General features: G+C 64.4%; 6 protein-coding genes. 5 read left to right on the top strand and 1 reads right to left on the bottom strand.

Annotation, left to right across the window (positions count from 1 at the left end):
* From tssH to ACTJKX_RS22170, 3 genes are all read left to right on the top strand, one after another.
* Positions 1-2,634: a type VI secretion system ATPase TssH gene (gene tssH / locus ACTJKX_RS22180; protein ID WP_440726536.1), complete on the top strand. Its 2,634-nt coding sequence runs from the start codon at positions 1-3 to the stop codon at positions 2,632-2,634.
* 40 nt (positions 2,635-2,674) lie between these two features.
* A complete protein-coding gene (locus tag ACTJKX_RS22175; RefSeq protein WP_440726535.1) occupies positions 2,675-4,099 on the top strand; it encodes a peptidoglycan-binding domain-containing protein in 1,425 nt (474 codons plus the stop codon).
* Positions 4,100-4,222: 123 nt separating this feature from the next.
* Positions 4,223-5,059, top strand: coding sequence for a peptidoglycan-binding domain-containing protein (locus ACTJKX_RS22170; protein WP_440726534.1), 837 nt, complete (start codon positions 4,223-4,225; stop codon positions 5,057-5,059).
* A 55-nt stretch (positions 5,060-5,114) separates the two neighbouring features.
* On the opposite strand, the gene ACTJKX_RS22165 is transcribed toward ACTJKX_RS22170, so the two are convergent.
* Positions 5,115-8,351, bottom strand: coding sequence for a cyclic nucleotide-binding domain-containing protein (locus tag ACTJKX_RS22165; protein ID WP_440726533.1), 3,237 nt, complete (start codon positions 8,349-8,351; stop codon positions 5,115-5,117).
* 410 nt (positions 8,352-8,761) lie between these two features.
* Between ACTJKX_RS22165 and ACTJKX_RS22160 the strand changes: the two genes are divergently transcribed.
* Together ACTJKX_RS22160 and ACTJKX_RS22155 are read left to right on the top strand one after the other, a co-directional pair.
* Entirely contained in the window at positions 8,762-12,076 is a 3,315-nt protein-coding gene (locus ACTJKX_RS22160; protein WP_440726606.1) for an AAA family ATPase, read from the top strand.
* 188 nt (positions 12,077-12,264) lie between these two features.
* The gene (locus tag ACTJKX_RS22155) at positions 12,265-12,939 is read left to right on the top strand and encodes a redoxin domain-containing protein (protein WP_367624571.1); all 675 of its coding nucleotides are present in this window, start codon (positions 12,265-12,267) and stop codon (positions 12,937-12,939) included.
* The last annotated feature ends 6 nt before the right edge of the window (positions 12,940-12,945 follow it).

Here is a 12,945-nt window from a genome sequence, read left to right as displayed (position 1 = left end):
ATGGCCGATGTCAGCCTCGAAGTCCTCACCGGCAAGCTCAATCCGCTCGGCTATGACAGCTTCATGCAGGCCTTCCGCCTGGCACAGGGGGCGGGCAACCGCAATCTGGAGCTGGCGCATTGGCTGCAGGCGGTGCTGCAGGCCGACCGCAGCGACCTGGCCCTGACGATCACTCATTTCAAGCTCGATGCCGGCCGGCTCTCGGCCGATCTCAGTGCCGTCACCGCCGGCTTTGCCATGAACAAGACCGAGTTGCCGGGCTTTTCCGACGATATTTTCGACGCGCTCAGCCAGGGCTGGAACTATGCCACCCTGATGTTCGGAGAAACCCAGGTGCGCACCGGGCATGTGCTCACCGCCATCCTGAAGGAGCCGCGCCTGGCGCGCACGCTCAACGGCCTGTCCAAGCAGTTCCGTCTGATCGATGTCGAGCAACTCACCAACGAACATCGCAAGATCTGGCAGCAATCTGCCGAAGAAAACATGCGTCCGATGGACGGCTCGGGACCGGTCGCCAAGGGAGCGGGCGGGGAGGCAGGGCCTGCCGCCAAGGGTACCAGCGCTCTCGACCGCTACGCCGTCGACCTCACCGAGCGTGCCGCCGGCGGCACGATGGATCCCATCGTCGGCCGCGACGAGGAGATCCGCCAGGTCATCGATGTCCTGATGCGCCGGAGGCAGAACAATCCCATCCTCACCGGCGAGGCCGGCGTCGGCAAAACCGCGGTGGTCGAGGGCTTTGCCCAGCGCATCGCGGCCGGCGACGTGCCGCCGCCGCTCAAGGGCAACAAGCTCTACGCGCTCGACATCGGCCTGATGCAGGCCGGCGCCTCGATGAAGGGCGAGTTCGAGCAGCGCCTGCGCTCGGTGATCGACCAGGTCCACGCTTCGGCGATACCGATCATCCTGTTCATCGATGAGGCCCATACCTTGATTGGCGCTGGCGGCGCGGCCGGCACGGGGGACGCCGCCAACCTGCTCAAGCCCGCTTTGGCCCGGGGCACGCTCAGGACGATCGCGGCGACGACCTGGTCCGAATATCGCCAGCACATCGAGAAGGATCCGGCACTGACCCGCCGCTTCCAGCCGATCAATGTCGGCGAGCCCGGCATCGAGCAGTGCTGCAACATGATGCGCGGCCTGCTGGCGCCGATGGAAAAGCACCACAACGTCCATATCTCGGAAGCCGCGGTGGTCGCCGCCGTCAAGCTGTCGAGCCGCTACATTCCTTCGCGCCAGCTGCCGGACAAGGCTGTCAGCCTGCTCGACACCGCTGCCGCGCGCGTGGCGGTCTCGCAGAATGCGACGCCGGCGGCGGTCGAGGATGTGCGCGTCGCCATCGAGGCAGGCGAGCGCGAGTTGAAGGCCCTGGAGCGTGAACGCGATGTCGGCAATGCCGACGAGAAACGCATCGGCGAGGTGACGGAGACCATCACTGCCGCCAGGGAGAAGCTGGCGTCGCTGGAGAAGGCCTGGGGCGAGGAGAAGGCTGTTGTCGCCGAGCTGATGGCGGCCCGCCGCGCCATCGCCGAAGGCGGGGAGGGCGCCGATGCGGCTCGCGGCAAGCTCACCGGCATCATGGCCGACCTTGCCGCCATCGATCCCGAAAAACGTATGGTTTATCCCTATGTCGACGAGCAGCCCGTGGCCTCGGTGGTCTCGGACTGGACCGGTATTCCCGTCGGCCGCATGGTCAAGGACGAGGTCGAGACCATCCTCAATCTCGGCGACATCCTGGCCAGGCGCGTGGTCGGCCAGGATCATGGCCTGAAGATGATCGCCCGGCGCATCCAGACCAACCGCGCCAAGCTCGACAATCCCGACAAGCCCATCGGCGTCTTCATGCTTGCCGGCCCGTCCGGAGTCGGCAAGACCGAGACGGCGCTGGCGCTGGCCGAGGCGCTCTATGGCGGTGAGCAGAACATGATCACCATCAACATGTCGGAGTTCCAGGAGGCGCATACGGTCTCGACCCTGAAGGGGGCACCGCCCGGCTATGTCGGCTATGGCGAAGGCGGCCGGCTCACCGAGGCCGTGCGTCGCCGGCCCTACAGCGTGGTGCTGCTCGACGAGGTGGAGAAGGCCCACCCCGACGTGCACGAAATCTTCTTCCAGGTCTTCGACAAGGGCGTGATGGAGGACGGCTCGGGCCGGCGCATCGATTTCAGGAATACGCTGATCATCCTCACCACCAATGCCGGCACCGACATGATCATGGATGCCGCGGCGAACGGCGCGCAAAAGCCCGATCCGGAGGCGCTGGCGGTCGAGCTCAAGCCGCATCTCCTGCAGGTCTTCCCGCCGGCGCTGTTGGGGCGCATCGTCACCATTCCCTATTACCCGCTGTCCGGTGACATGCTGGGCGCCATCGTGCGCCTGCAGCTCGATCGCATCGGCAAGCGCATCCGCGACAATCACAGCGCCAGGTTCAGCTATGACGATGCCGTGGTCGAGAAGATCGTTTCCCAGTGCAACGACCCCGACTCGGGCGGGCGCATGGTCGACAACATCGTCACCAACACACTGCTGCCGGCGCTGTCACGAGAGATCCTCGGCAAGGCGATTGCGGGCCAGGCGATCGAGGAGGCGAAGGTGAGCGTGAAGAACAGCGAGTTTAGCTATGCGGTAAGCTAGGACGTGCGGATTCACGGCACCAATATGAGGACGATCTCCGGTGGCGCTTCAATCACAACTCTTTCGCGGTGATCCAAAACTCGAAGCCGCGGCGATTTCCGATCCCGCTCATATCGCGCCCGGCGCAGTCGGAGACCATGTCAAGAAAATCCAGCAAGCGCTGATCCTGCTGGATGGCGCCACAATCGTGGCAGACGGGCACTATGGCCCGATGACCGCAGCGGCCGTCCTCGCCTACAAGCAGAAACGCAAGATCATCAACCCGGCCTATCAGACCCAGGCCGACAACATCGTCGGCAAGATGACGATGGCAAGCCTCGATGCCGAGATGCTGAAACTGGAAGCGGTTGCGCCAGGGCCCGTGCAAATCAAGCCGACGTCGCGCTATTCGGTTCGCCCTGCTCAGTCGAAGGTGGCGTTCGTGCAGAGGTTCGACGCCACTGGTGGCCCAAGCGAGATCCCCTTTGAGCCGGTGTCAAGGTTGGAGGTCCCGCCCTACGGGGTCGGCACCTTCGAGGTCCTCAATGCGGTTGGCGGCCGGGTGATGATCGACAGCGAGGTCGCCAGCATCCGCGATTCGGATGGCACCTTCGCCCCGCCGATCGGCGGGCTGGAAGTGCGCCGCAGCCCGCATCAGTTCGAGCTCCTCGGCAGGGTCGAGGATGGCACGGCCACCGTCCTTGCCGTGGCATCCGGTGCGAACCTGGTCGCTTCCCTCGGCGGCACCGGCGGACACGCTTTTCTCCAGGTCAAGGTCGGTGCGCCCCCGCCCACCACCACCAAGGAACTCAATCTCGTCGGCCAGTTCGACTGGGACACGGTGATGAGCGACGACGATCTCCTACAAGAACTAGCGGGTGGCCGCTGGGAGCCCGGCACGCTCGATTTCTCGGCCATTCCCGGCGGCACCGTGGCCGTCACGCCTACTTTCGGCAACATGCTGGGCGCCATCTTCATCGAGAAACCCGGCAGCATCAGCCGCCTCAATCTCTTCACCCACGCCAATAAGGACCTGATCGGTTTTGGCGGCCAGATCCAGAGGCGCTCGGTCGGGCGAGCCGAAGTCATGATCAATACCAATGGGTCGGGCGACAACCTGACGGCCATGGACCCGACGAGCATGAACAATCTCAACCAGCCCGGCGTGTTCTTCGAGATCGGCTCTGGCGCCAACAAGAAGAAAGTCACGGTGGCGGACATTCGCACCCGTTTTGCCGAGAACGCGATGATTGTTCTCTATGCCTGCCATACCGGCCAGCTCAGGAGTTTCGTCAAGTCCATCGCCACCTTCTTCAACGTCAAGGTCATCGGCTTTACGGTGGACGTTGCCTATTTTGTGCCGACGCAGACCGTACCCCACAAATTCGTCCGCACGGGCATGAAGCTCGGCCTCAAGGGCGGAAGTGCTGTTCCCGATTTTCGCACACTGATCACCGACCCAAAGGCAGTTACCGAGACTCCGTGAGGCCGAACGGAGGCCAATCTCCCGCATTTGAAGGATATCACAACAATAGATTGAGTATAGAATGGACGGAGCAAAATATTATTCGCCGCCATCATCATACAGCCAGCCAGAAGGAAGCCCGCCATGGCGTTGACATCCGTCCGTTTCAAGAATGAAGCCGCCCTGCAGCGTATCGAGGCCGGCAATGACGTCCTGATGCGCGGCATGTCCGGCCGGCATGTCCATCTCCTGCAGATGGCCCTGATCGATCTCGGCTTTGCCATGCCGGTGTCCACCGCCAGCCAGGACTACAGCCCGGACGGCGTCTATGGCATCGAAACGGAGTCGGTGGTGAAGGCGTTCCAGCGCAAGAATCCGCCGCTCGCCGACGACGGCAAGCTCGGGCAGGCGACGATACGCGAGATCGACAAGCAGATCGGCGGATTCAAGCATCGCGTGCGGGTGCATTTCCGGTCGCTGGCCCTGAGCGACGTGCCGTTCGAGCGCATCCTGTCGAGCGCCCAGGCCGTCTATGCCCAATATGGCATCGAGATCTTCTTCGCCTCCGGCGAGTCGCTCGGCCTGACGCAGGACGAAGAGAACCGCTTCAACGTGGTGGGCCAGAACTGCACCTGGCAGATGGATTCGGGCGAGTTCGCAGCGCTCCACGCGCTCGGAACGCCCGTCCCCAACAATGATGTGAAGCTGTTCTTCGTCAACAGGTTCCAGGAGAACAACGTACTGGGCTGCGGCGGCCATGCTACGGGCAAGCCGGCCTGCGCCGTCACGCATGATTGCTCGCGCTGGGATCCGGCGCATGAGATCGGGCACGTGATGCTGACGAGTTCCTTCGCACCGGTGCATTCGGGCAGTACGCGCAACCTGATGTTCGCAACTTCGAGCAACGGGCCGACGCCGTTGGCGCTGACGGAAAAACAGCTGAAGCAAATCCGCAGCTCGCCGGTCTGCCGCGCGGTTTGATGGATCTGGAGCGGGTTTACGACGAAGCTATGCAGGATCGAACCCGCCATCATCGTCAGGGGCGATGGCTTCCGGAGCTTGCCGGATTTCGGGAAGACGTCGACGGGTGTTGCAGCAGGCGGGTCAGGCGTTCCTCCGCAATCACCAGCCGTCTTACCTGGTCGCGCATCACCACGAGTGCGACTGAGGGCAACTCGGCGAGGAGATTGAGAAAGATGTCCTTTGCAATCTTCAAGGCCGCGACCTCGGTGGTTGCCACCACGGTAGCCGAGCGGGGCGCGCCGCTGATCAGGCCCATTTCGCCGACGATGGAATGTCGTCCCGTGGTCGAAAGAAGGAGTCTCTCGCCCGCAAGTTCGATGAAGGCGTCGACGGTGCCGGAGAGAATGATATAGGCTGCATCGGCGAGGTCTCCCTGGCGGAACAGGATCTGGTCCTGTTCGAAGGAGATGCGCTCGCAGGTAAAGGCGATCAATTTCAGCCGCGGCGTGTCGAGAGCTGCGAACATCGGTACGTCGCGCAGGGCCTGGATCTCGGCGAGCTCCTCGATCGGCGCTTCCGGCGCTGTCTCCTGGACGGCCAAGGGCGCAGAAGGTTTCGACACGGATTCAATGCGGTTGCCGCGGGTCGTGACCACGACATCGAACGGGTCGCGCGGGGGGGCATCGCGCATGGCGACGATAAGCGTGCGGCCCTCCATGCGCCGACGCACCATCTCCAGGATGGTGGCGCGCTGACCCTCCGGGAACATCAGGTCGAGCTGATCGAGGATGAGAATTCTGGGACGCTTGACGAGGCAGCGAGCCAGGGCAAGGGCACATCGATGGGCCGCAAGCAGCAGGCGCCCGCCGGGGCCGGCCTCCTGGTTGAGACCGAGCTGATAGATGATCCGATCAAGGCCGCAATCGTGCACGACCTTGTGCAATGTCACCATGACCCGTTCCTCGGCATGCGCCATGGCATGATCGATACGCCCGAACAGGAGATTGTCGCGCAGCGGCGCGGCGGGGCAGAGCCGATCGGGAGCATGGAATTCGAGCATCCCGGCGAACCGGGCCGGATCGAGGGCCATGATCCGTCCGCGGGTTCGCACGATCTCTTCGGCGAGGGGGGCGGTGAGCAGCCCAAGCCGATGGCGGGTCTCGATATAGTGGAGCGCCAGAAGGAGCAGGGAGCGGCGTTCCGGATAAGCGAGTGCGCCCGCGCCGCGTGTGCCGGCGCGAGAAGCGATCTCGGCAAAGCGCGGCAGCTCACTCGACGAGATGAAGGAGAAGCGCTCGAACACGGCGTGATCGCTGGAGATCTGCGAGAAGATTTCCACCATGGTCGCGGCGACTTTCAGCCCCAGGGCAACGAGGCTGTCGTCAAGCCCTCCTTCTGCGAGCAGCGCGGCAATTTCCGGGTCCTCGATCAGTATCTCGATGGCGCCTTCGGCAACCGGAACGCCGAAGAACAGATTCTCGCCGATGGTGGCATAGCGATTGAAGCGGGTCGGATCGAAAGGCTCGATCAGGTCTGCCAGATGGGTTTCCTCGAGTTCCCGGACGAGGCGTCGGCGGCAGTCGATGAGGCGTTGGGCGAGATCGCGATCGGGTTCGGTGCCGAATTTCCGCGAGAGCCCGAAGCCATAGATGGCATCCGCCAGGCCGATTTCGCGCAGCAGAGCGATGATCATGTCGTCGAGCTCGCCGGCATCGGCTGCGCCAGCTCTGCGCAGATCGATGGAAGGGGCTGCGGCTTCCCCCTCGCTGTGGGGGCCAGGCCCATGGCCGGGTTGACGGTCGCCTTGATCGGCTGGAAGCGGCAGGTCTTGCCCGATGGGCGCCCCGCGCAGGCCGTAGACGATGTTCTCGCGGATGGAGCGCCCGAAAATTACGAAATCAGGGCCGAGATAGCCGAGATTTTGCCCGATCCAGCCCGGGGAAAAGGCAGCGAGATCCTGTCCGGCAAGGCGCACATTGCCGTCGAATTCCGTCAGGCGGCGTGCGAGAAGCTGGGCCAGGGTGACGAAGCCTTCGCCTCGGGATCCGGTCAGCAGGACATGCGCACCTAGGGGCAGGACCAGGTTGGCATTGTCGAGCAGGACGTCGCCGCTCGGCGCCCGCACTCTCAGCGCCTCGATCGCGATGGCGCCGCCGGCGGCCAGGTCCGGTGTCTCACCAGCGAGTTCGGGCAGTTCGGCCAGGGAGAACTGTTCCAGGATCTGCTCATATTTGACCTCGACATCCTGGCGCTGCTGGTCCCAGTCGATCAGTTCCTTTATGGGCGGCGGCAGGTCGCGATATGCGGCGATCACCGCCACGAGCTGGCCGATGTCGAGCGAACCACGCAGGGCGAAATACCCTCCCAGCGCGTAGAACAGGAAAGGCGTTACCTGCGCCAGCACGGAGTTGATGAATTTCACCATGAACTTCCGGCCGTAGAGCCGATAGCGGATCCAGAACAGCTCATCGAGCAGGCCGGTAACCTTCTGCCGTTCATAGGCGGCCGTGCCGTGATTGCTAACCTCGCCTATGCCGTCGACGATCTCGCCGATATGGCCGGCAAGCGAGCGCGAGCGCGCCTGGCGCTGGCGCCCGAGCCTGAGCTGCTCGCGCCGCAGCCGCGGGATGACCGCACCCTGCACCAGTACCATCGCCGCGGCCAGCAGGCCGAGAAGAGGGCTTTGCAGCAGGATGAAGCCAAGCGCGGTAAGCGCCTGGCTGCCGAGGAAGGCGGGCTGGATATAGGCATCGCCGACGAAGCCGCCGATGGGCTCGACCTCGTCGCGGATGATGGTGGCGACTTCGGCAGATCGGACATTGCGGACCGCCTCCGGCCGGAAACGCAGCAGCAGGTTGAAGAGATCCAGGCGCAGGCGGCGCAGCAGGTCCTCGCCGAGCTTGCCCTTCTGCATATTGATGACATAGCGAAAGGCGCCGTTGATCAGCACCAGCAGCATGAACACCGAGCTCAGCACCATCAGATAGGCGATGCGGGAGAACGTCATGCCGGGATAGTGCAGGCTGCCGCCTCCCAGGCAGGCCGGCAAGGCCAGGTTGAAGGCGAAAAGCGGAGCCTCGGTGATGCCATGCTGGAAAGCGCGTCCCTGGATGGCGTCGTTGACGATGCTGCGTGGCAGGTCGAGCGATAGAAAATAGAAAGGCAGGGACGCGAGTACGACAAGGAGAATGACGACCTGTTGCCGGCGGCTGTTCTGCCAGATGTAGGAAAACAGGGGTGGCAACCCTTTGCCGGCCGCTGCCGGCTCGGCAGGTTTCCGGGCCGGCCCGCCGGGCGATGTGGTCGCCATGAATGCTCGCTTCACCGGGAACCTCGTACCGACAGTCCACGCAACTCGATCGACGCCTTTTCAACCGTCGTCCGAAGTCGAAAGTCCAAGTAAACGAATGATTATATTGAATTTATCTTATGGATTGAGGCATTTCAAATTTATAGCGAGCCCGTCGGCAATTGTATCTACCTCTTCCGAACAAAGGAGGATTCCATGCCCTGAACTTGCCGCGCAGTCCCGTCCGCTCCCCAGTTCGAACTCCCCATGGCATGTCCGGATATCCGCCGGACGGGCTGGCGCCCGGCGACCGCAGGCCCTGACAAAGACGAAGCCTGTTGTGCAGGTATGGGCTGCCCAAGATCGGGAAAAGTGAGTAAAATCCTGCCTTTGGAGCAGGAAGATAGGTTGTCTTCCGCTGACGACGTCCGATCCATCGGATCCGAGGCCGGGCTTGTGGCCGAAGGCAGGGTAGGACGCTCGTTTCACCCGCGGCGGATCGTTCCATGGCGTGTAGGGGTTGCGGTCTGGAACTGGCATCGGATTTCGCGTTCTGTCCGCATTGCGGGCGATCGCAGTCAACACCCTGTGCGAATTGCGGTTTTGTCTGCGAGCCGGGTTTCGCCTTCTGCCCGCGCTGCGGAACGGCACGTACCCCAGGCATGCCTGCCGCCGACAGTGCGCCCGTGCCCCCTGTCGATGCGGTCGCCTCAACCGGGACACTCGATCGTCCCGAGGCCAATCGGCGGCAGGTGACGGTGCTTTTCGCCGATGTCTCCAGTTTTACCGCCCTTGCGGAGCGGCTCGACCCGGAGGACGTCCGGGCCTTCCAGAACGCCCTGTTCGAAACGCTGGCGAATGTGGTGGCGCATTATCAGGGTTTCGTGGAGAAGTTCGTCGGCGACGCCGTGCTGGCAGTGTTCGGAGCGCCCCTGGCCCATGAGGACGACCCGGAGCGGGCTCTCGACGCAGCACTGGACATGACCGTCGAGGCAGCCCGCCTCGATGCGTGCTGGGCGGGGCGCCTCGGCCAGCCGGTGAGCCTCCATATCGGCGTCCACACCGGTCTGGTCGTGGCCGGGCATCTCGGCCAGGCCGCCGGCGCGACCTATGCGGTGACCGGCGACACCGTCAATACGACGGCCCGCCTGCTGGCGGCGGCCTCGGGGGCCATCCTGGTCTCCGAAGCGACCCAAGCGCTGACCCGGCATCGTTTCGGCTTCGAGCCCTTGCCCGACCTGACCTTGCGCGGCAAGGCGGCCCCCGTGGCAGCCTATCGATTGACAGGGCGCTTGGCCATGCCGGCGTCCGGACGAGGGCTGGCCGTGCACGGGCTGGAAAGCCGGATGGTCGGCCGCGAGGCGGAACTGGCACGGCTCGTCGCGCTCTTCGAGCGGGTGCAGGCCGGATCGGCCCAGGTCGTCACTCTGGTTGGGGAGGCCGGCTCGGGCAAATCGCGGCTGATCGCCGAATTCCTTGCCACGCTCGAAGCGCAGGGAAAGCTTGCCGGCGGCGCTGTCCGCCGTGCCGCCTGCTCGTCCCTGGGCGAGCCCGCCTATGGCGTCTTCGCTGCCCTGTTCCGCGAAGCCTATCAGGTGCATCGTGACGACACGCTCGAAGTGGCGAGCCGGAAACTGGCCGCGGGCCTCGTCGCGCTCGGTGCCCAGGCCGACATGACGGAGGCCTTCGCACCGGTCCTGAACTACATGCTGGGCGTGGAGGGCGAGTCGCCGGGCGACCTTGCGCCGGAACAGCTGAAACGCCAGATTGCGCTAGCCGCACGGATGCTGATCGACCGGCGCCTCGATCAGGGGCATTTGCTCATCGTCGTCGAAGACCTCCATTGGGCTGACACGGCCTCGGTGGATCTCCTGTGCGACGTGGCCGACCATCTTGCCGATCGGCGCCTGATGATCGTGCTGTCGCATCGCCCCGGCAGGCCGCCCTTGCATCTCGCCCGGGCCCTGCAGTCGAGCCTTCACCTCGACCCGCTCTCGGCGGATGAGACGCGGGCCTTCGTCGGCGCGCTTTTCGGTGAGGCTGATGGCGGTGCGCTCGAGGATATCCGGACTTTCGTCGCCCGGCGGGCGGGTGGCAACCCTCTCTTCGTGGAGGAGATCGTTCGAAGCCTCGTGGCCAGGGGGGTCCTCAAAAGGGAAGGCGATCGCTGGATCCGCGCGGCTCCGTTCGACGCCGAGGAGGTACCGCCAACCCTGCAGGGGCTGCTGCTCTCGCGTGTCGACGGCCTGGCCCCCGAGGAGCGGCGCGTGCTGTACGCCGCCGCCGTGCTCGGCATGGTGTTCGAGCAGGCCCTTCTCGGCGATGTCGCTGCGGAACCGGCTGCCGTCGGCGCCGTGCTCCGGCGCCTCGCCGAAGCTGGTCTTGTCTGCCGGGTCGAGGGCGATGGCGGGAGCCATCGCTTTACCCATGCGCTTATCCACGAAGCCGCCTATCACAATCTGCTCCTCTCCCGCCGGACGGAACTGCATGAACGGGCGGGCCTCGCGCTCGAACGTGCCGTGGGCAGCCAGCCCGAGCGATTGGGCGATCTCGAAGCGCTGGGGCATCACTGGAGCCTGAGTTTCGACAGGGCCAAGGGCGCGCGCTATCTCATGGCGGCCGGCGATCGGGCCCGTGCGGTCTACGCCAATGAAGACGCCATCCGGCACTATGAGCGGGCCCTGCGTACGCTGGCCGATTGCCGGGACTGCGAGAATGACATCCTGGCCACGCGGGAACGGCTGGCGGATCTCCTGGCATTGGCGGAGCGGCGAACCGAGGCGGCGGATCACTACGAGACAGTGCGCCAGGCGCTCGAGGCCGCAGGCGATCGGGTGGGAGCAGCCCGGCTCCAGCGCAAGATCGGCGGCCTGCATTGGGAGGCGGGTGACCGAGAAGGTGCCAGGGCCTGTTTCATGCAGGGCCTCGCTTTGCTCGGCGACGAAGGCTATTTGCCAGAGCGCGCGCAACTGTTCCAGGAGGTCGGGCGGCTCGCCTTCCGTGCGGGCGACAATGAGGGAGCGATTGGCTGGGCGGAACGGGCGCTGGCCGAGGCGGATCGGAATGCCGGCGTCGATCCCGAACCGGACCGCATGCGTGAACTGGCGGCGATACGCGTCCAGGCCTACAATACGATGGGCGTGGCACTGGCACGGACCGGCCGGCCGGCGGTCGCCGTGGAGCAGATCGAGCGCAGCGTCCGGCTGGCCGAGGATCACCATCTGCTGCAGTCGGCTTGCCGCGGCTACACCAATCTCGGCGTGCTCTACAGCACCTTCGATCCCGAGCGCAGCATCGCGACCTGCCTGCGCGGATTGGAAACCGCCAAGAAGGTGGGAGATCTCGGTTTCCAATCCCGCATCTATGCCAATCTCGCTGTCGCCTATTGTGCCCTGACGGATCGGTGCGAGGCTGAAGGCGTCAAGGCGGCGCAAATGGCGGTCGATCTCGACCGTCGGCTGGGTCTGCTCGACCATCTGGCGGCGCCGCTGATCATTCTCGGCCAGATCTATCAGTGCCGGGGTGAGCACGCGCTTGCCTTCGCATCCTATGAGGAGGCCTTGCGCCTGGCCGAGCAGATGGGTGAGCCGCAATTCCTGTTTCCCTGCTATGACGGTCTGGGCACGCTCCATCTGGATGCTGGGAACCAGGACCAAGCCGCGCTATACTTGGCCAAGTCGGAAGAGGTCTGTCAGCGTGCCGGCCTCGAACCGGATGCCCTGATGGTTCTGCCGTTTCTGTGCTAGCTCGATTGCGTGTCGTCGCCGCGTTTCTGCCGAAAGCCGGCATCTCATTTTTCAACGCGATATTTTGGCTTGAGCGTTCAGTGACTTGATCGAGACGCCCTGAATCCGAAGTGCCTCGAAGCGAAGAGCGAAAAGCCGAAAACCGTTTCAAGACAACGCGTTCCGCCTTGAGATGAAAGGGGTTTTGCATGAACATGCAGCCGATACAGGTGCCGGTTGCCCCGGGCGAACCTGCGCCGGATTTCTCGCTGCCCGCCCTCGACGGATCGGGCACCGTGTCGCTGGCCGACTATCGCGGCAAGAGCTCGCTGTTCCTTGCCTTGTTCGTCGGACTCTGGTGTCCATTCTGCCGCAGATCGATCGCGCAGATGGCGGCTGCGGGCCCTCAATTGCAGGCATTGGGGGTCGAGACGCTTGGCATCGTTGCAACCGAGCTTGAAAATGCACGTCTCTATTTCAAGTTTCGCCCGAGCCGTCTGCGCATCGCCACCGATCCGGGGCTCTCGACGCATCGGGCCTATGGCGTCCCCAAGCCGGTGCCGACACCCGACCTGATGGCGGCCCTGGCGGAGCTCCGAGTCAATCCCACCGGCGATCTGCCCGAACCTTTGCCTGTGCGGCAGGCTGCCGATGCACTGGCCAAGCTCGACGGCTATGTCGAGAACCCGACCGACCATGCCGACATGGAGCGGCAATGGCCTCAACTGAAGGCCCAGTTTCTCATCGACAGCGACGGGCTGGTGCGCTGGACCCATATCGAATGCAGCGAGGGACTGGCGGGGCTGGGGAAATTCCCGTCCACCCAGGAGATCGTCGCGGCGGCCGAGACCTTGCTCGGGCAGGGGGCCGGCCGGCTGCACTGACGTGCC

Origin of the sequence: Labrys sp. 22185 (assembly GCF_052045555.1) — a bacterium.
Lineage (GTDB): Bacteria > Pseudomonadota > Alphaproteobacteria > Rhizobiales > Labraceae > Labrys > Labrys neptuniae.
The sequence above is the reverse complement of the archived record's forward strand: the minus strand, read 5'-3'. Positions and strand labels throughout refer to the sequence as shown.